This window comes from Acidobacteriota bacterium, assembly GCA_016195325.1.
In the GTDB taxonomy this organism is placed as follows: Bacteria; Acidobacteriota; Polarisedimenticolia; order JACPZX01; family JACPZX01; genus JACPZX01.
The window spans coordinates 15,679-37,800 of sequence record JACPZX010000069.1; the positions used below are offsets into that span (position 1 = coordinate 15,679).

Genomic DNA, 22,122 nt, shown 5'->3' on the forward strand with positions numbered 1-22,122 from the left:
CTGAGCCGCCCCACCCCAGGATTTCCATCTCCTCGTCTGAAACCTTGACGCCCCGCGCGACGTAGTGCTAGTGTACTAGCATATTGCTAACGGAGCAGCACACGTCGCCGCGAGGCGGAAACGGATTGGAGGGCACGTGAAGGAGCTGAACGAGCTGGGGCGGCGCGAGCGCCAGATCATGGACATCCTCTTCCGCCGCGGGCGCGCTACCGCGGCCGAGGTCCTCAAAGACCTCCCCGACCCGCCGAGCTACTCCGCGGTGCGGGCCATGCTGAGCCTTCTCGAAGGGAAGGGGTACGCCGCCCACGAGTGGGACGGCCCCCGTCACGTCTACCACCCGACGGCCGACCCCGGGAAGGCGCAGCGCTCGGCCGCGAAGCACCTGCTCCGCACGTTCTTCGGAAACTCGATGGAGTCCGCCGTCGCCGCCATGCTCGGCGCCTCGGACAAGCCGCTCACCGACGAGGAATGCCGCCGCCTGGAGGCGCTCATCGCCACCGCACGACGGAAGGGAGGCCGCCGATGATCGATCAACTCACCCGGACGGGCGCGAGCCTGGTCGTGGACGTCACCATCCTGTTCGCGCTGGCGGCGCTCGCCGCCGCGGCGCTGAGGCGCTCGTCCGCCGCCACGCGCCATTTCGTCTGGACGCTCGCGCTCACGGGGGCGATCGCCCTCACCCTGGCCGTTCCGTTCGCGCCGCGACTCGATGTCGCGGTTCCATGGCTTGCGGGCCCGCCGCCGCCGGCCGAGACGGCCGCCCCGGCGGCATCGAGCTCGATCCCGATCGCCGCCCCCGCCCCGCGGACGATCCCGGCGGGGGGACCGGCCTCACCGGCCGCACCCTCCCGCTCGGGGTCTCTCATGCTTCTGTGGCTCGCCGGCGCCCTCGTGATGGCGGCCCGTTACGCGCTCGGACACCTCGGCCTCGTGAGGCTGAGGCGGCGCAGCACGCCGATCACCGATCCCGAATGGCTCGCGCGCCTCGATGCGGCGCGACGCCTCCTCGGCGTGACGCGGGACGTGGCCCTCGCCGCGAGTCCCGACGTCGGCTCCCCCGTCACGTTCGGCGCGCGCCGGCCCATCGTCCTTCTGCCGGCCGAGTCCTCCTCATGGGGGCCGTCCCTCGCGACCGACGTCCTCCTCCACGAGCTGGCGCACATCGACCGGCAGGACGTCTTCGTCCAGTTCCTCTCGCAGGGGGCGTGCGCGCTCCACTGGTGGAACCCGATGGCGTGGCTCGCGGCGCGCGGAGCCCTCGCCGAGAGCGAGCGGGCGTGCGACGACCGCGTCCTGGCGGCCGGCTCCCCTCCGGCCGACTACGCGACGCACCTTCTCAACGTCGCCCGCGGCTCGCGCCATCTGCGTCTGACGACGGCCGTGTCGATCGGCATGACGCGCCGGTCGGCGCTCGAAGGGCGCCTCCTCGCCGTCCTCGACGGCGCGTCGAGGCGCGGCGTCGCGTCGCGCCGCCTCCGGATCGCCTCAGGGATCGCCCTCGCCGCGGTGCTGGTGCCGCTCGTCGCGGTGAAGTTCGTCCCGCAGGCGCGGGCCGCGGAATCGCGTCACGCGGGCTCGATGACCGCCGTGGATGAGGGTACCGCGATCGATCAGCGCGTCGACGCGAAGGAGGGGGAGACGATCTCCTTCGATCTCCCGACCGGAGGCGAGGTCATCGTGCGCGGCTGGGACACCCCGGCGGTGCAGGTGACGGGAAGGCTCACGGGCCGCGACTTCAAGCGGGAGCACGTCACCGTCGAGCGGCACGGAGACCGGATCGTCGTACAGACGCGGTGGGAAGGAGACGGCAACACGTCTTTCGGGAACCGCTTCGAGGTCCACGTCCCGCGCCGGTTCGACGTCCATGTCGAGTCGGCGGGAGGGAGCGTCATCGTCAACGATCTCGAGGGGACGATCGACGGCTCGACGGGAGGGGGCACGCTGAAGATCGTGCACGTCAAGGGGCGCGCGCACCTCTCGACAGGGGGAGGCGACGTGTTCGTCGACGACTGCTCCCTCGACGGGTCGGTCACGACCGGCGGCGGCAAAGTCCGCATCGAAGGAAACCGAGGCGACCTCCGCGGCGAGTCGGGCTCGGGTCCGGTCACGCGCGTCCTCCGGGAAAAGGTCACCAGGGAGATTGATTCCCGCGTCGACGCGGCGATTGACGAGCGCGCGGAAGACGATATGGACTCGGACGAAGGCGACGACGAAGAGGTGCCGGATGTCGACGACGATTCTAGCGAGGTGACGACGACCTCCGGAGTGCTCGAGCTCTCCCGCGCCGGCGGCAACGTGCAGCTCGACGCGGCGCCCGAGGGGGCGGTCGTCTCGACGGGAGGCGGCAACGTCCGCATCGGCGTCTCGTCCGGTCGCGTCGAGGCCTCGACGGGGGGGGGCGACGTTTCGATCGGCCCCGTCGCCGGCTCGGTCGTCGCCTCGACCGGCGCGGGAAACGTGGAGGTCACACTCATCGACGCCGGAGGTGAGGCGCAGAGCGTCGACATCCGCACCGGCCGCGGGCGCGTCACCGTGACGCTCCCCGCGGACTTCGATGGCCGGCTAGATCTTGAGACCGCGCGAACCGAAAACTCCTCGAAGAGCGTCCGCATCAACGCGCCGTCTCAGTGGATCCAACACCGTGAGGCGCCCGAGGCGTTGGACGACGGTGAGGGGACGCCGCGTCGCTACGTGCGCGCGTCGGGGACCGCCGGCCGCGGAAAAGGTCTCGTGAAGGTGAGGGCGGTGAACGGCGACATCGAGATTCGTCTCGGGACCTGAGAAGCTACCATGGGGGGATGGACCTCGAGTTCGTCCCCCTCCTCAAAACTCAGCGCGAGCCGTACGGCGTGCCGCGCGGGATGGAGAGGTTCCGCGCCTACCTCCGCACGATGGTCGACGCGCGCACGGGCGATCTCGCGCTGCCGCTCGTCGCGATGAACCCGATGGCGAAGGACCACATCCCGGCCCTCCTCGACGAGCTCCTCGCCCTCGACGCCGATGGCGCGGCGCGCGAGGCCGTCGCCGCGTGCGCCCCCGCCGTGAGGGCGGTCCCCGGCACTTACAGGGTCTGCCTCGTCGTCGCCGACGACGCGCGCGGCCGGTGGACCAATCGCTACGCGGCCGAGTTCGGCCATCGAATCGAGGGGCGGGCGCTCCACAAGCGCGGCTGGATCGTCGGACTCGTCTGGTCGAGCGAGAGAGCGTCCGCGACCACGGCGCGCGTCACCGCGGCGACGGCGATCCATCGCGTGGCGTACATTCTGGCCCACGGCGAGGCGGCGACTCTCGGCGCGATGATGGCGCAGGAGGGGGCGGCGCTCGCGCGAGGCGGGGCGACGGAGCCGGCGCTCGACGCCGAAGATCTCGCCACCACGCGGCGGGTTCTCGCGCCGCACCTTGCGGCGACGGATCGCGCCACGGTGATGGCGTGCCTCTTCGGGGATCCGGCGGCCCACGCCCTGGGGTACCCCGCGCACGGCCTCAGCCCGTGGGCGGGGATCGCGCTGGCGCTGCACGAGGCGCGCTCGGAGCGAGCCGGGATGGACCTCCCTTCGATGGCCTGATAGCATCTCCCTGCTCAACCTCGACAACCGGGGGTGCCCGATGCGCGCTGCGCCTGGTGCGACAATGCTCCTGGCGCTCGCCTGCTCGATGGCCCTCGCTTCCGCAGCGAATCCGGCGCCGACTCCGGGAACGTGGCAGGCGCTCGGCCCCGTGCAGGGGATCGGGAATCCGGGCGACCAGTCGCACTCCGGGCGGATCACCTGCATCGCCTTCGCCTACGACACGCCGGTCTCTCCGGTCGTCTACGCCGGGGCCGCCTCCGGGGGGCTGTGGAAGAGCGACGCCAGCACCGCCGCGAGCTGGCGCCCCCTCACCGACACGCTGCCGACGCTCTCGGTCGGATCGGTCGCGGCGGCGACCTCCGGACCGTACACGGTCTACGTCGGAACAGGTGACGCGCGAGGGGCCCGAAACTCGTTCGCGGGTCGGGGCGTCTTCAGATCGAGGGACCTGGGGATCACCTGGTCGGCGACATCGCCTCTCGATCCGATCCGCGCTCCCCACAATCGCACCGCCATCCCCGCGATCGTCGTCGATCTCTTCGATCCGGACACCGTCTACGCCGCCGTGAAATCGTTCAACGAGGACAACCTGGACATCGACGGCGGCATCTACAGGTCGGCCGACGGCGGCGCGTCATGGTCGCGCGTGCTCGGCGGGGGGCTTCCCGCGGGGGCGGTCACGCCCACCAGCCTCGTCGCCGACGAGACGGACCCGCTCACGTTCTACGCCGCCCTCGGCGACAGCAACGGCTCGCCGAACAATGGATTCTGGAGGTCGGCCGATCACGGGGCGACGTTCGTGAAGCTCGGGGGCGGGTTTCCCACGGCCAACGTCGGCCGCATCATCCTGGCGAAGGTCGCAGGCGTCGGACAGGCTCTGCTCGCGGGGGTCGAGAACTCCGCCACGCAGGGGCTTCTCGGCATCTGGCGCACCGCGGACGGCGGGGCATCCTGGCAGCAGCTTCCGGCGAGCGGCGCGACGTGCACGCGGTGCAAGCAGGAGATGATCCTGGGGGTCAGCCCCGCGAACCCGAACGTGATCTTCTTCGGCGCCGAGGCGATGTACCGCTCGATGGACAACGGGCAGTTCTTCATCAAGATCAACAGCGGCTTGAACCAGCTGCTCCATGGCGACGAACACGCGATCGCTTTCAATCCGCTGGCGCCTTCCCAGCTCTGGATCGGCTCGGACGGCGGGATGCAGTTCCTCGACGACGCGCTCGGCCCGGCTCCCGTGCTCTGGCAGTCCAACGACCAGGGGATGAACATCACCCAGTTCTACGGCGTCGCGGTCCACCCCACGAATCCGGACGTGGCGTTCGCGGGATCCCAGGACAATGGATTCTTCAAGTACTCGGGATCCACCGCGTGGACGCTCGTCGGAGGAGGCGACGCGGGCGCCCCGATCTTGAACTACCAGGACCCGAACGTCGTGTACTGGACACTGGGCTTCGGCACGGGGCCCCAGAGGTCCCTGGACGGGGGCGCGACCTGGGGAGGAGCTGCCGCAGGGCTGGACTTCCACGATCGGAGCCTCTTCTACCCGCCGTTCGAGATCGATCCGAGAGATCCGAGCGTCCTCTATTTCGCTTCTTATCGCTTGTATCGAACGGCCGATCGCGGCGATCTCTGGCAGCCCATCAGCGGAGACCTGACCGTCGACCCCGCCGACCCGAACAACCTCGGAGTCCTCAGCGCGATGGGCGCCGGCGGCCCGGACATGAACGTCATCTACACCGGCTCCACGAACGGGCAGATCTACGTCACCTCCAACCTCGGCGCCGCCTGGGTCCACGCCGACTCCCCTCCCATCCCGCACCGCAAGGTCAGCAGCTTCGCCGTCCACCCGGCCGACTCGAGCGTCGCCTACGTCACCTACACCGGCTTCGACACGGCCACCGAGCACGGCCACGTCTTCAGGACGTCGAACCGCGGCCTCTCCTGGACCGACGTCTCGGGGAACCTCCCCGACCTCCCCGTGAACCACATCGTCTTCGACCTCTCCCTCCCCAACATCGTCTACGTCGGCACCGACGCGGGGGTCTTCGTCTCCACGATAGGCGGTGGAACGTGGCGGCAGCTCGGCACCGGCCTTCCCAACGCCCCGGTCGTCAGGCTCGCCGCCCGCGCCTCGAACCTCATCACCGCGACGGCGCACGGCCGCGGGGCGTGGCAGATCCACGGCTGCGCGGGAGGGGGCGTGCCCGACGCCGACGGCGACAACGTCGCGGACGCCTGCGACAACTGCCCGTCGGTCGCCAACGGCCCCCAGACCGACGCCGACCTCGACGGCTACGGCGCCGCCTGCGACTGCAACGACGCCGACCCCGCGATCAGCCCCGGGAGCCCCGAGGTGGTCTGCGACGGCGTCGACAACAACTGCGACGGGAGCGTCGACGAAGGGCAGGCGCCTCCCGACGAGGTCGGGGCGACCGTCGCCGCGGGGGCGGGGGGCTCTTTCACCTGGACCGCGCCGCCTCGCGCGATCGCGTACGACCTGTACCGCGGCGATCGCGCCGGGAAGTCCCCCTTCACCTACGACCACGCGTGCCTCAGCTCCGGGATCCCCGCGGCGAGCGCGACCGACACGGCCGCGCCCGCCCTCGGCCGGGCGTTCTACTACCTCGTCGCCTCGAGGAACTGCATGGGGGTGAGCGGCCTCGGAAGCGGGCCGGCGGGGCCGAGACCCAACGTGAGCCCCTGCCCGTAGGGATCGATTCCGGCCGGGACTATCCGACCGTCGCGGCCGATTCGCGCAGCGCGATCAGCGGCGTCGTCCTCGACGCGCGGAGCGCCGGGATGATCCCCGCGAGGACGGTCACGGTCACGAGAATGGCGGCGGCTGCGATCAGGATCCCCGGCGTCACCGACGGCGGGGCGAACCCCTGCGGCAGGTTCATCCCGGCGATCATCCGGCACAGCCCGACCCCCGCGAGGATCCCGCCGCCCCCGCCGGTGATCGAGATGATGAGCGACTCGACGAAGAACTGGACGAAGATCTGGCTGCGCCTCGCGCCGATGGCGCGCCGCACGCCGATCTCGTTGACCCGCTGCTTGACCGCGACGAGCATGATGTTGATGACGCCCACGCCGCCCACGGAGAGGGTGATGGCGCCCACGATGCCGAGGAGGACCTTGATCGAGGCGAAGAGGTTCGAGATGCTCTTGAACGAGTCGACCGTGTCCCAGATCGAGAGCGCGTCCTTGTCGTTCGGGTCGAAGTCGTGGTGCCGGCCCAGGATCTGCTTCACCTCGGCGATCGCCGCCTCGTGCTCGTCGGCCGACGTGGGCTGGAAGACGAAATCGTTGAGGAAGGGGCGTGCCATCACGGCGCGCGCCGTGGTGAAGGGGATGAACCCCTTCTTGTTGTCGCGCCCGCTGTAGGACGACGACTGGTTCTTCATCTCCATCTCGCCGATGACGGTGAACTCGACGCCGCGGACGAGGATCTTCTCGCCGATCGGGACGCGCTCCGAGAAGAGGTTCTGCCGGAGCTCGCCCCCGATGACGATGACGCGGCGCGACTCGTCCACGTCGGCCTGCTGGATGAAGCGCCCCCGCTTGAGGACCATGCTGCGGATGACGCCGTAGTCGGGGTGGATGCCGTGGACCTCGCCGGAGAACGACCGCGGGCCGTACTGGAAGTTCATCCCCCACTGGATCACCTCGGGGCTGATCCGCTTCACGCGCGACGCCGAGGCCTTCAGCATCGCCGTGTCGAGGTCGGTGAGGAGGACCGGCTCGCCCGCGCGGCGCCCGCCCGCCTGCGCGCTCGTCTGCCCGGGCCATACGACGACCATGTCCACGCCGAAGGCCTGGAAGCGCTCCTGCTGGTTGCTCTGGAAGCCGCGCCCGATGCCGAGGAGAACGACGAACGAGGCGATCCCCCAGAGGATGCCGAAGAGGGTGAGGGCGCTCCGCAGCCAGTTGGCGGCGAGGTTGGCGAGGGCCTGCTGCAATATCACGCGCGCGTCACTCGTACCTGAGGGCCGCGACGGGGTTCAGGCGTGACGCGCGGATGGCGGGGTAGAGGGCGGAGGCGATGGTGACGCCGCCGAGGACCAGCGTCGCGATGACGAGGGACGAGAGGTTGATCACCGGCGGGTTGAAGCCGTCGGGGAGGCTCGAGTGCCCCACAAGGACGCAGAGGAGCCACCCGAGGACCATCCCGAGCGCGCCTGAGAGGCCGCAGAGGATCCCCGCCTCCGCGAGGAACTGGCTCAGGATGGTGCGCCGCGTGGCGCCGAGCGCCTTCCGAAGGCCTATCTCCCGGACCCTCTCGGCGAGGGAGACGAGCATGATGTTCATCACGCCGAGCCCGCCGATGGCGAGGGTCACCGCGCCGATCGCCCCCATGAGCGTCTTGATCGCGGCGTACAGCGTCTCGGCGTCGGCGGCGTTCTTGACGGTGTTCCAGATCGGGAGAGCCTGCGGGTCGTCGGGGTTGAAGCCGTTCGCCGAGCCGAGCGTCTCCTTCACCGCCTTCTCGGTCAGGTCGTACTTCGCGATGTCCGCGGGCTGAATGACCAGGTTGTCGAGCCACCGGTTCCCGAGGACCTGCCTCGAGACGGTCCACGGCACGATCACCATCTCGTCGTCGGGGCCGTAGTACATGTTGTGCTGTTCCTTCTTCGGCATCGTGCCGACCACGAGGAACGGCGTCCCCTGGATCGTGATCACCTCGCCGGCGGCGCGGCGCCCCCCGAAGAGGCGGCGCTTCGTCTCGCAGCCGAGGACGGCGACGTTGCGGGCCTCGGCGACGTCGCGCTCGTTGATGAACCGGCCGTCGTCGATCGTCAGGGAGCGGATCTCCTGGAAGCTCGGGGCGACGCCGTGGACGCGCCCCTGCGCGGACTTGTCGAGGTGGGCGATGCGCGCGCTCCAGTTGACCACCTCGGGGCTCAGGCCGCGAATCACGGGATTGCGGGCGAGGGCGGGAAGATCGTCGAAACGGAGGCGGATGGGACGGTTGGCGCGCGCGACGCCGCTCGCGAGGCTCGTCCGCCCCCCCCACACGATCATCAGGTCGCGGCCGAGCGTCGCCATGCTCTTGCGCGCGCCGTCCGCGAACCCCGCGACGAGCGCGACGAGGAAGACGACCGAGGCGATTCCCCACGCGATGCCGAACATGGTGAGGGCGGAGCGGAGCTTGTTCTGCCTGAGGTCGGCGAAGCTCTGGCGCACGACGTCGCCGAAGTCCATGCGGGCGGCGGTCAACGCGCTCTCACCGGGGGACCACCGTGTCCCCCTCCTTGAGCCCCTCGGTGATCTCCGTCTTCACGCCGTTGCTGATGCCGGTCTTCACCGGCACCTTCTTCTTCCCCGCCTCGGTGCCGGGGTCGGGGATCTCGACCGACGTCGCGCCACCCTCGTCGTAGATGATCGACGCCTCCGCGATGACGAGGGTCTTCTGGTGCTCCTCGAGGATGATCTCGGCGTTCGCCGTCATGCCGGTCTTCAGCTTCTCGGTGTCGTTGTCGATGACGACCTCGACCTCGAACGACGTGACGTTGTCCTGCTCCTTGCCGAGGGGGGAGATCTTGTTCACGGATCCCTTGAACTTCTCGTCGCGGAAGGTCTCGACGCCGATGCGGGCGGGCATCCCCACCTTGATCTTGCCGACGTCGCTCTCGGGGACCCTCCCCTTCACGTGCATCTTCCGCACGTCGGCGATCGTCATGATGAGCGTCCCGCCCGAGGCGGCCGAGATGACCGAGGCGACGGCGTTGCCCACCTCGACGTCCCGGCTCAGCACGATGCCGTCGATCGGCGAGACGATGGTGGAGTTCCTGAGCTCCTCGTCTGCGCTGTCGAGCGCGGCCTGGGCCTTGATCTCCTGCGCCCGGGCGACGGCAAGGTTCGATCGGGCCGACTGGAACCGGTTGCTCGCGAGGCGGAAGTCCTTCTCGCTGGCGTCGAGGTCGGCGCGCGAGAGGAGCTTCTGGGAGAAGAGCTCCTGCTTCCGGTCGAAGTCCTTCTTCGTGAACTCGTACTCGGTCGGCTCCGCGTCGATTCTGGCCTTCTCGAGCTCGGCCGTCGCCGCCTCGAGCGATCCGCGCGCCTCGCGCACGCGGGCGGCGAGGATCGACTTGTCCAGCTCGGCGACGATCTGGCCCGCCTTCACGGAGTCGGCCTGATCCACGAGGAGCTTCTCGACGACTCCGCTCGCCCTCGACTTCAGCTCGACCTTCGAGAAGGGCTCGATCTTGCCGGTGGCGAGGACGACGCGGGCGAGATCCTCGCGCCCGACCTTCGCCGTCTTCGGACCCTGCGGTCCCGCCCCCTTGTCCTTCGACCAAACGAAATAGGCGCTGACCGCGCCCACGAGGAGAACCGCCGCCACGACGACCACGGGCTTCTTGACGCGTTTCATGGTGATGACTCCCCACGCCTCCCGGCGAGATGCGGGACGGCCGACTCCCTTTGGATGCCCGTGACCCCTGCTTACGTTTAGATGCGGGCGGGGTTTAATTCGACTCAGTCCTCGAAGAGAAATCCGCGGATCGCCTGGGCGAACCCCTCCGCCTCCTCCTGATAGAGGAAGTGGCCGCTCCTCTCGAAGACGACCAGCCGGGAGTTGGGCATCAGGCCGTTCATCTCGGCCGCCCGCGCGGGGGTGCAGGCGAAGTCATGGCGCCCGGCGAGGATGAGGGTGGGGACGCGGAGCGCCTTGAGACCCTCCCGGGTGTCGAAGGCGGGGGCGTCGAGCGTCGCGAAGGTGGCCTGGGGGACGGGGTTGATGCGGAGGGCGTCCAGCATCCTGAGCGTTTCTTCTCTGAAGGGCTCCCACCGGTAGAAGTAGAAGGGGGCGATCTTCTTGAACCGGGCGCGCGCGTCGTCGTCGCTCGTCGCCCGCCCGCCCCCGAAGAGCTCGGCCGACGCCTCGGGGTACCAGGCCTCCCCCGAGCGCTCCTTCGCGCGCGCGCCGACCTCGGCCGACCAGGGGTCCCCGGCCGAAGCCACGGTGGCGCAGAGGATGAGCTTCCGCAGGCTCGCCTGGTGCCGGATCGCGTAGAGCTGGGCGACCATGCCGCCGTGAGAGTGGCCCATCAGCGCCACCCGGGTCAGCCCCAGGTGCTCCCTCAGCGCGTCGAGGTCGTCGACCATCCGATCCATCCGGTAGCTCTCGACCCCTTCGGGGCGTGACGAGTCCCCGGATCCGCGCGGATCGACGTACACGACCGTCGCGAACTTCTCGACGAGGGGAAGCCTCAGGTACTTCCACTCGAAGCCGGGCCCCCCGGGCTGCACGATCAGCACCGGCCCCGACCCCTCGACGTGGTAGTGGAGATCGATCCCGTTGACGTGAGCCATCGCGTCCCCTCCGGGGATCTTCGGCGCGCACGCGGCGAGCGCGAGGAGCGGGACGAGGACCGTGCACGCGCGCATGTCGCGAGATTGACACAAGATCCGCACGATTCCTATACTCGATTTCGGAACCATTTCATGGACAAACGCGATCGCGCGCTCGACCTCTTCCAGGAGGCGTACGAGCAGCAGATGAACGGAGATCTCGAGCGGGCGATCTCGCTCTACAAGCGATCGCTCGCCGTTCTCCCCACCGCCGAGGCATACACTTTTCTCGGCTGGACCTACGCCTTCCAGAAACGGTTCGACGACGCCATCCGCGAGTGCGAGAAGGCGATCGTCGCCGACCCCGAGTTCGGCAACCCTTTGAACGACATCGGCGCGTACCTCATCGAGGCCGGCCGCTTCGACGAGGCGATCCCGTACCTGAAGCGCGCGCTCGCGGCCCCGCGCTACGAGGCCTACCACTATCCGCACTACAACCTCGGCCGCGTCTTCGAGAAGAAGGGGCTCTGGCTCGAGGCGATGCACGAGTACTGCGAGGCGCTGAGGATAGACCCCGAGTACAACGTCGCCCAGATCGCCCTCGCCCGCCTCCAGGCGATGCTCAACTGACCGCCTCTCATCGATGAAGAGACCCCGCGAGATCCGCGTCGTCCAGTACGGCCTCGGCATGATCGGGGCCGCCTGCGCGCGCGCCGTGCTCGAATCCGAGGGGCTCACTCTCGTGGGCGCCGTCGACGTCGACCCGGCCAAGGCCGGGCGCGCGCTCTTCGAGCTGCTCGGGAGCGGATCGCGGGTGCGTCCTCCGCGGTCGCTCCGGGTGTCGCCGTCGCTCGCGGCGGCCCTCGCGCGGAGCGGCGGCGCCGACGTCGCGCTCCACACCACGCAGTCGTCTTTCGCGAAGGTCTTCCCGCAGGTGATGGAGTGCGTCCGGGCCGGCCTCCCCGTGGTCTCCTCGACCGAGGAGCTCGCGCTTCCTTTCGCCGCGGACGCGACGCTCGCCGGCAGGCTCGACCTCCTCGCCCGAAGGAAGAAGGTCGCCGTCCTCGGCACGGGGGTGAACCCGGGGTTCGTCATGGACATCCTCCCGATCGTCGCCTCCGCGGCCAGCCGCAACGTCAGGGGCGTCCGGATCGAGCGCGTCCTCGACGCGGGGACGCGGCGGGCGTCGTTCCAGAAGAAGGTGGGGGTCGGGATGGCGCCCGCCGAGGCGACGCGGCGCCTCGCGGCCGGAGGGTTCGGCCACATCGGGCTCCGGGAGTCGGCTCTCCTCGTGGCCACCGGATGCGATCTGCACGTGGACGAGATCCGCGAGGAGTCCCACCCGGTGATCGCGACGAGGACGCTCGCCTCCGCCTTCGGCCCGGTGAGGAAAGGGCAGGTCGCCGGCCTCCATCAGAGCCTCAGCGGCCGGCGCGCCGGTCGCGAGATCCTGCGCCTCGACGTCGTCATGGCCCTCGGCGTCAGAGAGTCCCACGACGCGGCCACGATCGACGCCGATCCTCCCGTGCGGATGCTCCTGATTGGAGGGCTGCCGGGGGACACCGCCACGATCGCGGCGCTCCTCAACGCCATCCCCCGCGTGGTGGCGGCGCCGCCGGGACTCCACACCGCGCTCGACCTCCCGGTGCCGAGGCCTTCGAACCGGACGCGCTAAACCTCGCGCACCTTCAGAATTCCCTCGCGCGGTCGCACCGAGTCGATGACGAGCTTCACCCTCGTCCCCGCCCTGTGGTCGGGCCTCGGCGCGAGCGTGACGACCCTGAGCGTCTCGACCAGCTCGATCTCCGTCTTCCGGGTCTCCACGGCGACGATGACCCCCTCGACCGTCTCGCCGATCCTTCCCGCAAGGTACTTGAGGATCCAGTACTCGTCGGACGAGTTCTCGGCGCGGCGCGCGGCGCGCTCGGCCTCGTCGGTCGTCGCGGCGATGCGCGCGAGCGCCTCGGCGTCGTAGGGCAGCGGGCGCCCCGCAAGCTGAGCCTCGATCTGGCGCTGCACGGCGAGATCCTGGAACCTCCGGATCGGCGACGTCGCCTGGAGATACGCCTCGAGGCCGAGACCGAAGTGGAGGGCCGGCGACAGGCAGACCTCCCCACGCCGCATCGATCGGCGGAGGGCGCGGACGGCGACGGGATCGTACTCCCCCTCCGGGATCGGGGGGAGGCGGACCTCGGGAGGGGGCTGGCGCCGGTAGATGGCCGGGATCCCGCGATCGCGGCAGTGCTCGGCGGCCAGGCGGTTCGCGAGGATCATCATCTCGGCGACGAGCCGCCGCGACGGGCCGCGCTCGTCGAGGCGCGTCACCTCGACCCGCCCCCCTTCCTTCACCTTGACGACGATCTCGGGGGCGCGGATGACGACCGCGCCGGCTGCGACCCGCTCCCGCTCGAGGCGATCGGCCAGGAGATGGAGCGCCCGGAGCGGCCCCGAGAGGAGGGCGGCGTCCGCCTCCTCGTAGCTCATGCGGCGCGCAGACCTCACGATCGAGGGGACGATCTCGTGGCGGAGGAGCCGCCCCTCCTCGTCGAAGGTCGCGAAAAAGGTCAGCGCCGGCCGGATGGCCCCGGGGTTCAGGCTCGCCGCCTCCTCCGAGATCGCCTTCGGGATCATCGCGAGGCGCCGCCCCGGGAAGTAATAGGTCGCGGCACGCCTCAGGGCCTCCTCGTCCACGATGTCGCCGGGGAGGATGAAGGCCGACGGCGCGGCGATGTGGATGCCGACCGTCCCGGAGTCTCCGGCCCCTCCCTCCCACGAGAGGGCGTCGTCGATCTCCAGAGTCTCGGGATCGTCGATCGTGACGCACGGGAGGCCTGTCAGGTCGCGGCGCCCCGAGACGGCCCGCGTCGCTGCGACGGACGCCGCCGCCTCCACCTCGGCGGGGAAGGCGGTGCGAAGGCCGAATCGGTGGATGTCGAGGTTTTCGTCGGTGTCGAAGACGCCGAGGCGCACGAGGAGATCGAAGGCGCCGGCCGGCGTCGCGTGCGAGGCGGAGTCGAGTTCCACGGCGAGGGCGACCGCCTCCTTCCGATCCGGCGCCTCGTCGGCGAGGACCGCGAGATCGACGAGCTTGCGGAGGAAGAGCGCGTCGGCGGGGCCGGGGGCGAACCGCGGCGCGTCCTTCCCGGCGCGAAGGGCCTCGCGCGCGCGATCGATGAAGTCGGCGCGCCGCCTCTCCTTCTCGGCGAGCGCGCGCTGGCGGTTCAGCGAGTCGTCGACCTCCTCGCGGCTCCGCGCCTCCCACTTCTCCCCTTTCCTCTCGAACCAGGTCTTCTCCGCGGACAGGCGCCTCAGGACCGCCGACGCGTTGGCCGGCGCCGCCTCACCGAGCGCGAGCCCCGCGAGATCCGCGGTGGAGTGACGCCCCCCTTCGTCCACGAGGAGATCCCACAGGGAGGGGACGTCGATCGCTTCGGCCCGTGACCGGGCGTCCGCGCCATGGCGAGCCGCCGCCTGCAGCGCCAGCCGGGGCTCGACGGGGGCGCCCCGCGCCGCCACGTGGACGACGCGGGAGGCGGGAATCCGGATCTCGCCCCCCGTCTCGAGCGCGATCTTCAGACGCCCCTTCTCCTCGGAGAGGATGACGGCGGTGACGACGTCGCCCGCCTCGAAGATGTCGATGAGATCGCCGGGGCGCGCGTCGCTCAAAGGCTCCTCAGGATCGCGCGCACGCCGTGCGTCAGCCCCTCGAGATCCCGCGCCTCGCACACGACGTCGCACGCAGGCTCGTAGACGCGCATGACGGAATCCCCCGTGTTCCAGAGCGCGTGCGGCTCGGGATTCAGCCAGAGGACCCTGCGGCACCGGCCGGACAGCTCCTCGAACGCCCAGGCGAGCGGATCCCTGTGGTTGCTCCTCGCGTCGCCGAGCACCACGAGCACCGTCTCGCGCCCCGACGAGCGTCCGACGAATCCGAGGGCCTGATGGAAGGCGCGGCCGTAATCGCTCGCCCCCTGGAGATCGATCCCCGGGAGAGTGGAGAGGAAGCTCCGGAAATCGAGGGCGCCCCCGCGGCGCCCCGCCCAGAGTCGGACCGCCGGCGTGGCGTCGGCGACGCGATCGACGAAGAGATGGACCTCCGTGCGCCCGAGGCGGGCGGCGAGGCCGCGGCAGATCAGAAGGAAGTAGCCGGCGGCTCGCGTGACGCTGTGCGAGACGTCGACGAGAAGCGCGACCCTCGGCCGCCTCGGGCGTCGCCGCTTCATCGGAAGGGAGAAGGGAACGCCTCCGTGCCCGAGGCTCTCGCGGATCATTTTCTTCACCCAGAGCCTCCCCCGCGGGCCCTCGGCGTATCGCCGCCCGCGCCGGAGGCGGATCTCCTCGATGATGGGCGGGATCTCACGAGCCATCCGGGCCTCGTCCTCGGTGCCGACGAACCCGCGGAGCGGGATGCGGCGCGGGCTTGCGATAACGCCATGCACCCCGTCGTCCCTCCGCGCGTCGAGACGAAGCGAAGCGGAAGGGGACCTCTGGAGTACGAGTTTCGGAACCCGCCCGGAGGAGCGCGGGCCCGCCTCGAGGGGAATTTTTCCTCCCGAACGCGCCGACTCGTCCCGGCGTTTCCGGCCGGTCGGCCATCGCGTTCTCCGGCGCCGAGGGGGTTCGGCCTTCGGGGGGCCGACCGGGGGGGGTCCCCCTCCCGACGACTCCCCGCGCCCCCTCGAGCCTGAGGGGTCCTCGCTCGGCTCGCCCGCCCGGGCGGCGCCGCGCGCGCGGAGGGGGCGAGGGGGTGCGAAATACCGGTCGAAGACCTCCTCGAACAGGGGGATTTCGTCCCTCCGCTTGCAGAGGGTCACCCGTAACGCCGCGCGCAGAGCGGATTTCGACTCGATCCCGATCGCGAGCGCGGCGCGGGCGGCGTCGATCCCTTCGGCCGTGGAAACCCGGACGCCCCGCGTCCTCAATTCGCGGATGAGGCCATCGACGAGACTTTTCAATTCGGGGAACCTACCTTTGCCTCGGCTCGCGGGCGAATTTCTTTAAAAAAATCTCGCCCTATCCGTGCCGGCGAGCGTATAATTATCGCGCTACTGTGGGTTCGGTGCTTCCTGTCGAACCGAGTCGAAGGGTGCGGCGATGAGATTCTCGCATATCCAGCGCAGGCTTCTCGCTGTGTCGCTTTGCGCCGCACTTCTCTTCCTCGTGTCGCCGGTTCTCACGACCGGAGGTGGCTGCGACGATCCGGGGGGCATCACCACATGCAGCAACAACAACCGGGCGCACAGCGGCCAGACCGGCCAGCCCCATTCCCCGACGCCCCACTCCCTGAGCCCCCGCACCCCCGTCGCCGGATCTCACGACGTTTCGGTGTGGCGGCGCCTGCTCTTGACCCTGATCATCCGCTTCATCGCGTGAGCCCCGTCGGCCTTCGGCCGAATCTCAAACCCTGAACCGCGACGGATCCTCGAGGATCCTTTCCACGTCCTCCCGATTCTTGAGGAGCGCGCCGAGAGTCTGACGCAGCGCCTCCTTCGAGAGAGACGCGGCGCCGACGAGGGCGAGGGAAGCGGCCCAGTCGATCGTCTCGGCGATCCCCGGGGCCTTCCGAAGGTCCGCCTTCCGCAGCTTCGCAACGAACCGCACGATGCGCGCCGAAAGCTCTGCGTCGAGGCCGGGAACCCGCTTCTCGAGGATGCGCCTCTCGGCCTCGGCGTCGGGGTAGTCGATGAAGAGGTAGAGGCACCGGCGCCTCAGGGCATCCGAGAGCTCCCGGCTGTTGTTGCTCGTGAGGATCACGCGGGGCGGATTCTTCGATCGAATCGTGCCCAGCTCGGGGATGGACACCTGCCCGTCGGACAGGATCTCGAGCAGGAACGCCTCGAACTCCTCGTCCGAGCGATCGACCTCGTCGATCAGGAGCACCGTGGGACGCTCGGAGGTGATCGCGGCGAGGAGCGGGCGCGGGAGGAGAAAGTCCCGCGAGAAGAACTCGTCGGCCTGTCCCCGGAGCACCGCCATCGCCCCGTGAAGGTCGCCGGAGTCGCGGAGGAGATCCCCCACCTTCTCGCGGACGAGCTGGGCGTAGAGCATCTGCTTGCCGTACGACCACTCGTACAGCGCCTTCGACTCGTCGAGCCCTTCGTAGCACTGGAGGCGGATGAGAGGCGCGTCGTGGAACTTCGCCCAGAGCTTGCCGATCTCGGTCTTGCCGACGCCGGGAGGGCCTTCGAGGAGGAGGGGCTTGCCGAGCGACTCGGCGAGGAAGAGGCTCGTGGCGACGTCGGGGGAGCAGACGAAGCCCTCGCGATCGAAGGCCTCCTGAATCTCCCCGGAGGTCACCGATCCTCGGTCGGGGCCACCGGCTTTCTGCCGCCGCGGCCCCGTCCGCCCCTGCGCCGGCCCGTGCGCCGGCGGCCGGCCGGAGCCGCCGCAGCCTCGTCACCCTCCGAAGCCTGCGCGGGACCCGCGGCCTTCGCGGCGGGGGCATGGCTCGACGCCTTCGCCGGCAGAGCGTCGCTCGCGGACTTCGGGGCGTGCGACCGGTGCGAAGAATGCGACGCATGCGAGGAGTGCGAGGAGTGCGAAGAATGCCTGGATCGGTCGCCGGAGCGTCCCCGCCCGCGTCCGCGCGACGGCTCGTCCGGGAGGGGCTCGACCCCGGGCCCGTCCCCTTCGACCTCCATCGGAAGCTTCGTCAGCTTCGCGATCGCGTCGAGCCGCTTCATGTCCTGCGAGGTCGCGACGAGCGTGATCGCCGTCCCCCCCTTGCCCGCGCGGGCCGTCCTGCCGATGCGGTGGACGTAGTCCTCCGGGTCCTGGGGGACGTCGTAGTTGACGACGTGGGAGATTCCCGTGATGTCCAGCCCGCGCCCCGCGACGTCGGTGGCGACCAGGATCCGGAACTCCTTGTCCTTGAACATCCGGACGATCGCCTCGCGCGTGCGCTGGGTCTGGAGGCTGCTGAGCGACCCCGCCTCGAACCCGGCCTGTCGCAGGCGCCGGGCGATCTCCGTCGTCGCCTCGCGCGTCGCCGTGAAGACGAGGCCGAGATCGGGAGGATCCTGCTTCAGGATCTTGACCAGCATCTCCTCCTTGTCGCGATGGGAGCAGCGGACGACGCGCTGGACGACCCGCTCCGCGAGGAGCGTCGGAGGGCTCACCTGCACGCTGATCGGATCGTGCATGTAGGCGGAGGCGATCTTCATGACCGGCCCGGCGAGCGTCGCGGAAAAAAGGAGCGTCTGCCGGCTCGACGGCGCCGACTTCAGGATGAAGTCGACGTCCTCGATGAAGCCCATGTCGAGCATCCGGTCGGCCTCGTCGAGGACCAGGTAGCGGAGGTACCGCATCCGGATGACGCTGGTTCGGATGAACTCGATGAGGCGCCCCGGCGTCCCGACGACGATGTCCGGCCCCGCGAAGACCGACTTGCGCTGATGGCCCAGGGCCGTGCCGCCGTAGATGACCGCCGCCTTCACGCCGATGCGGCCGCCGAGGTCGATGGCGACCTGACCGACCTGGAGCGCGAGCTCCCGGGTCGGGCAGACGATGAGCGCCTGGACGTGGCCGTTGGGCTTGAGCCCCTGCAGGATCGGGACGAGGAAGGCGAGGGTCTTCCCGGTGCCCGTCTGCGCCATCCCCGCGACGTCCTTGCCGTCGAGGAGATGCTGGATGACCTTCTCCTGGATGGGCGTGCAGCGGTGGAACCCCATCTCGTGGAGCGCTTCCAGAAGCTCGATGCTGAGTGGAAATTCAGTGAATCGTTTCATCGTGGGTGAAGCAGTCTAGCATTTGCGGCCCTTAGGGTTTGGTATAGACTCCCGGCCATGCCTTCCCCCCTCTGGTCTTTCGAAGATCTGGCCCGTTTCGCGCGGTTCGAGGACGCGGAAGTCCGTTACTGGGCGGCCGATCGGCTCGTCCACCTCTACCCCGAGCGGGCCGCCTCGGCCATCGCCGATCTCCTCTTCGACGACCACGACTCGACGCCGGCCCTCGTGGCCGAGCACCTCGGGACGCACGGACGCCATGAGCACATGCCCGTCCTCGCCAAGGGGTTCACGCGGGGTGCGGGGCTCCTCCCGGGACAGTGCCTCGAGTCGCTCGCGCGCCTCGGATACGCCGAGGCCCCGAGGCTCGCCCGCGCCGCCCTCCACCGGCGGGATCTGGCGGAAGGGGCCCTCGCCCCCATCGTCGCCGGCCTCGCCGAGATGGCGGTGGCCAGGGGGTCGGAGGACGCCGCCGACGCCGCGAGAGAGATCGTCCTGCGGCGCCCCGAGCTGTACGCCGAGCCGGCGGCGCTCAAAGGGTGCCTCCGCATCTTCGGCGACGACCGGCTGGGCGATCTGGTCGGGAAGTGGATCACCGCGCTGCACTTCCGCGGGATCGACTCCGCCGAGGCCGGCATCCAGACGATCCAGGAGAACCTGCAGCTCGACGACGTGTCGTGGTGCCTGCGGACGGATCGCTCGGGGCGCGTCGATCTCGAGCGCTCGCTCCGATCCATCGAGAACGGCTACGACTGCGAGGCCCGCCGGGAGATCCCGGAGTCGGACAGGGCCGCCCTGGCCGAGGCCTTCGCCGGCGGCGAGTTCCGGACGATGGCCGGCCGGCTCGCCGCCCTCGTGGCCGCGCGGGCGCGCGCCGTCACCGCTTCCTCGGCCGACCCCGGCGACGTGCTGCCGAAGCGCCTCGCCGCCCTCGCCTCCGGATTCGAGCGCGACGAGGTGCTCCACGAGGCGGAGCGGCTCGGCCACCCGATGCACACGTGGGTGATCTCACTCCTCCTGTCCGCCCTCTTCAAGACGGCCCCCTACCTGAACTTCGAGCGCGAGTGCGATCGCGCCGGGAACGATCTCGACAGGCTGCTCGCCCTCGGCGAGAGGGAGACGGGGGCGCTCTTCAAGGTCCTTCCCGCGAAGCTGGCGGCGGCAGCCACCGGCGAGTCGCGCGATCGGCTGGAGCAGTGGTGCGTCGCAACGCTCGAGGCGCGCGGCCCCTTCTTCCCGAAGGTGATCGCGATCGACACGCTGGGCGAGATGAAGCTCCCGGCCCACATCCCGCTCCTCCTGGGCTACCTCGCCGAGGAGAACGGCTTCATGTACGGAGCGGCGGAGCGGGCCATCGTGAAGTTCGGCGACGAGGCGGTCGACGCCGCCCGCCGCGAGATGGATCGGCACGAGCTGCACCCCGACGCCGTCCACTCGATCCTCGTCGTCCTGTCGGACCTGATGTCGCCGGCGGCGCTCGCCCTGGCCGTCGAGCGGTTCGACGATTTCATGGAGGCCTCCGGCCCCGAGGAAGGTCCGGAGCTGATCGCGCTCCTGGGCGGGCGCGACCTCATCCCCCCCCTGCGGCGCTGGCTCAAGCACGCCGAGTCCTCGGGCTCGCGCGTCTCGGTGCGCGCCAGGATCGGCCACGCCCTGCTGCTCGTCGGCGCCATCCACAACGTCGCGATCCCCGAGGAGGAGGGTCGCCGCACTTCTCTGCGTCGTCATCGCGGGAGGGGCCCTGAGGTTCTGGCGCCTCTCGTCGGTTCCGCCGGCGCTTTACTGCGACGAGGCGTTCCAGGGGTACGAGGCCTACTGCCTCCTCAAGACGGACGCCGATTCGCGAGGCGTTCCCACGCCGCTCTTCTTCGACGTCTTCGGGGCGGGATGGGAAGAACCCCTCTACATCTACCTGACGACCATCCCCGTGGCGATCCTGGGGACGACGGAGGCGGCCGCGCGCGCGGTGGCGGCCGCCGCCGGAACGCTCGACCTCCTCGCCGTCGCCGCCATCGCCTTCGCCCTCGCGGGAAAACGCGCCGCGCTCGCCGCGGCGGCGCTCATGGCCTTCTCCCCGTGGGCGTTTCACCTGAGCCGGGTCGGATTCCAGGCGACGCTCCTCCCTCTCCTCCTCGCGGCCGGGGCGGCGGCGCTCCTCAAGGGTGGGGCGAGCGCGCCCCCGCCCGCCGAGGAGAGTCGACCCCCCGGAGCTCGCCCCGGGTTCGGGTGGATCCTGCTCGGCGCGGCGCTCCTGACGCTTGCTCTCTACACGTACGTCGCGGCCAAGATCGTGGTGCCGATCCTCCTGGCGGCCTTCTGCGTCACGTTCAGGAGGCGCCTCGCGTCCCTGGGAGCCCGGAGACTCGCCCTCCTCGTGGGTGTCGTGACGGTGATCGCGCTGCCCGTCGTGCTCTTCACGCTGACGCCGGGGACGCAGACCCGTGCCAGCGACGTCGGCTTGATGAAGTATTACTCCGGGGCCGACTTCCTCCGGCAGTTCCTCGGGAACTACGCCGGGTATTTCTCACCGCGATTCCTGGTAACCGACGGCGATCCCATCCAGAGGCACCAGGTCGCGGGCTTCGGCGAGCTTCACGCGCACGATCTTCTGTTCCTGCTCGCCGGCCTCGTCGCCGCGCTGAGGCGGCGGAGCCCCGCCGATCTGTTCCTGACGGCGTGGCTCTTCGCGGGGCCGATCCCGGCGGCGCTCACGATCGATCCGCGGCACGCGATCCGCTCGATCGCCACCCTTCCCGCGATCTACGCCCTGGCGGGCGCGGGCGTGGCCGCCCTCTTCGGCCGCGACGGCTTCGTCGCCGGCAGGACGCGCCGGGGGATCGCCGTCGCGGCCCTGCTTCTCGTGGGCGCGATCCTCTCGACGGGGCTCTACCTCCAGCGCTACTTCGTCGACTACCCGAAGTACTCCGGACCATGGTGGCAGTACGGGTTCAAGGAGGCGCTCCAGATCGCCATGGATGAGGTCGGGAAGCGGGACGCGATCTACGTGACGCCGAAAGCGACGTCCACCTACGTCCTGCGCCTCTACCTCTTCGCCTTTCCGCCCGCGGAGTTCCAGAAGCACGGCCTCACGCACACGAAGTACTTCTTCGATCCGCCGCCGTGGGACGATCAGGGGAAAGTGCCGGGGATGAGGGACCCGATCTTCATCCTCACCCCGGCCGAGAACCCCGGCGGGCGGGTGATGAGGCGCCATCTGATCCTCAACCGGACGGCACCCCGGCCTTCGCCGTCGCCTGGTGAGGCCGGCCCTCTCCTTTCAGTCCCCCGTCACCCCGGTCGGATCGGCGATCAGCATCGGCTCTCCCGCGAGAAGCGCGGCCTGGGCGGCGGGCCTCAGCGCGCGCCGCTGATCCCCGCCAGCTCTGTTGGTTAGTCCCAGTTTAAGCGAGTCCGGAGACGCGAGGAACTGAGGAAATGAAGAAGAAAGGCCCCCGGTCCGTGTTACGTTGCGGTTGTCGAGACGCGCAATGTCACACAAAACGGAGGCCTTCAGGTGAAGCCACACGCTACCGCCC

At 70.0% G+C, this 22,122-nt stretch carries 18 protein-coding genes; 8 read left to right on the top strand and 10 right to left on the bottom strand.

The genetic code is table 11. From position 1 onward, the window contains the following. Nucleotides 1-178 precede the first annotated feature (178 nt). From HY049_13235 to HY049_13250, 4 genes are read left to right on the top strand one after another with little or no spacing between them, the layout of a single operon-like run. Nucleotides 179-526: a BlaI/MecI/CopY family transcriptional regulator gene (locus HY049_13235; protein MBI3449865.1), complete on the top strand. Its 348-nt coding sequence runs from the start codon at nucleotides 179-181 to the stop codon at nucleotides 524-526. Next, nucleotides 523-2,781, top strand: a complete 2,259-nt coding sequence (locus HY049_13240) for a hypothetical protein (GenBank protein ID MBI3449866.1) — start codon at nucleotides 523-525, stop codon at nucleotides 2,779-2,781. The genes HY049_13235 and HY049_13240 overlap by 4 nt, the downstream gene beginning before the upstream one ends. 17 nt (nucleotides 2,782-2,798) lie before the next feature. Next, nucleotides 2,799-3,566, top strand: coding sequence for a hypothetical protein (locus HY049_13245; protein MBI3449867.1), 768 nt, complete (start codon nucleotides 2,799-2,801; stop codon nucleotides 3,564-3,566). 40 nt (nucleotides 3,567-3,606) lie between these two features. After that, a complete protein-coding gene (locus HY049_13250) occupies nucleotides 3,607-6,279 on the top strand; it encodes a hypothetical protein (protein ID MBI3449868.1) in 2,673 nt (890 codons plus the stop codon). Between the two features lie 19 nt (nucleotides 6,280-6,298). Here HY049_13250 and HY049_13255 read toward each other — a convergent pair whose 3' ends face one another. From HY049_13255 to HY049_13270, 4 genes are all read right to left on the bottom strand, one after another. After that, entirely contained in the window at nucleotides 6,299-7,534 is a 1,236-nt protein-coding gene (locus HY049_13255) for an ABC transporter permease (GenBank protein ID MBI3449869.1), read from the bottom strand. 7 nt (nucleotides 7,535-7,541) lie between these two features. Continuing rightward, a complete protein-coding gene (locus HY049_13260; protein MBI3449870.1) occupies nucleotides 7,542-8,786 on the bottom strand; it encodes an ABC transporter permease in 1,245 nt (414 codons plus the stop codon). Nucleotides 8,787-8,793: 7 nt separating this feature from the next. Further along, the gene (locus tag HY049_13265) at nucleotides 8,794-9,942 is read right to left on the bottom strand and encodes an efflux RND transporter periplasmic adaptor subunit (GenBank protein MBI3449871.1); all 1,149 of its coding nucleotides are present in this window, start codon (nucleotides 9,940-9,942) and stop codon (nucleotides 8,794-8,796) included. Nucleotides 9,943-10,046: 104 nt separating this feature from the next. After that, complete coding sequence (locus HY049_13270) at nucleotides 10,047-10,958, bottom strand: alpha/beta fold hydrolase (GenBank protein ID MBI3449872.1); 912 nt, start codon at nucleotides 10,956-10,958, stop codon at nucleotides 10,047-10,049. A 57-nt stretch (nucleotides 10,959-11,015) separates the two neighbouring features. Between HY049_13270 and HY049_13275 the strand changes: the two genes are divergently transcribed. Further along, complete coding sequence (locus HY049_13275) at nucleotides 11,016-11,492, top strand: tetratricopeptide repeat protein (GenBank protein ID MBI3449873.1); 477 nt, start codon at nucleotides 11,016-11,018, stop codon at nucleotides 11,490-11,492. Nucleotides 11,493-11,505: 13 nt separating this feature from the next. Continuing rightward, complete coding sequence (locus tag HY049_13280; protein MBI3449874.1) at nucleotides 11,506-12,537, top strand: dihydrodipicolinate reductase; 1,032 nt, start codon at nucleotides 11,506-11,508, stop codon at nucleotides 12,535-12,537. Here HY049_13280 and HY049_13285 read toward each other — a convergent pair. Next, nucleotides 12,534-14,528 (bottom strand): RNB domain-containing ribonuclease, encoded by a 1,995-nt coding sequence (locus tag HY049_13285; protein MBI3449875.1) that lies wholly within the window; start codon nucleotides 14,526-14,528, stop codon nucleotides 12,534-12,536. The genes HY049_13280 and HY049_13285 overlap by 4 nt on opposite strands. Continuing rightward, the gene (locus tag HY049_13290) at nucleotides 14,525-15,229 is read right to left on the bottom strand and encodes a VWA domain-containing protein (GenBank protein ID MBI3449876.1); all 705 of its coding nucleotides are present in this window, start codon (nucleotides 15,227-15,229) and stop codon (nucleotides 14,525-14,527) included. Before HY049_13290 ends, HY049_13285 begins: the two co-directional genes overlap by 4 nt. A 727-nt stretch (nucleotides 15,230-15,956) precedes the next feature. On the opposite strand from HY049_13290, the gene HY049_13295 reads away from it, so the two are divergent. After that, nucleotides 15,957-16,235, top strand: coding sequence for a hypothetical protein (locus HY049_13295; protein MBI3449877.1), 279 nt, complete (start codon nucleotides 15,957-15,959; stop codon nucleotides 16,233-16,235). A 24-nt stretch (nucleotides 16,236-16,259) separates the two neighbouring features. Here HY049_13295 and HY049_13300 read toward each other — a convergent pair whose 3' ends face one another. From HY049_13300 to HY049_13315, 4 genes are read right to left on the bottom strand one after another with little or no spacing between them, the layout of a single operon-like run. After that, on the bottom strand, nucleotides 16,260-17,159 hold the full coding sequence (locus tag HY049_13300; GenBank protein ID MBI3449878.1) for a MoxR family ATPase: 900 nt from the start codon (nucleotides 17,157-17,159) through the stop codon (nucleotides 16,260-16,262). Next, entirely contained in the window at nucleotides 17,156-18,589 is a 1,434-nt protein-coding gene (locus HY049_13305; GenBank protein ID MBI3449879.1) for a DEAD/DEAH box helicase, read from the bottom strand. Before HY049_13305 ends, HY049_13300 begins: the two co-directional genes overlap by 4 nt. A gap of 15 nt (nucleotides 18,590-18,604) precedes the next feature. Next, nucleotides 18,605-19,552, bottom strand: coding sequence for a hypothetical protein (locus tag HY049_13310; GenBank protein MBI3449880.1), 948 nt, complete (start codon nucleotides 19,550-19,552; stop codon nucleotides 18,605-18,607). A gap of 42 nt (nucleotides 19,553-19,594) precedes the next feature. After that, nucleotides 19,595-20,263, bottom strand: coding sequence for a hypothetical protein (locus HY049_13315; protein ID MBI3449881.1), 669 nt, complete (start codon nucleotides 20,261-20,263; stop codon nucleotides 19,595-19,597). Nucleotides 20,264-20,513: 250 nt separating this feature from the next. Between HY049_13315 and HY049_13320 the strand changes: the two genes are divergently transcribed. After that, complete coding sequence (locus HY049_13320) at nucleotides 20,514-21,980, top strand: hypothetical protein (protein ID MBI3449882.1); 1,467 nt, start codon at nucleotides 20,514-20,516, stop codon at nucleotides 21,978-21,980. The last annotated feature ends 142 nt before the right edge of the window (nucleotides 21,981-22,122 follow it).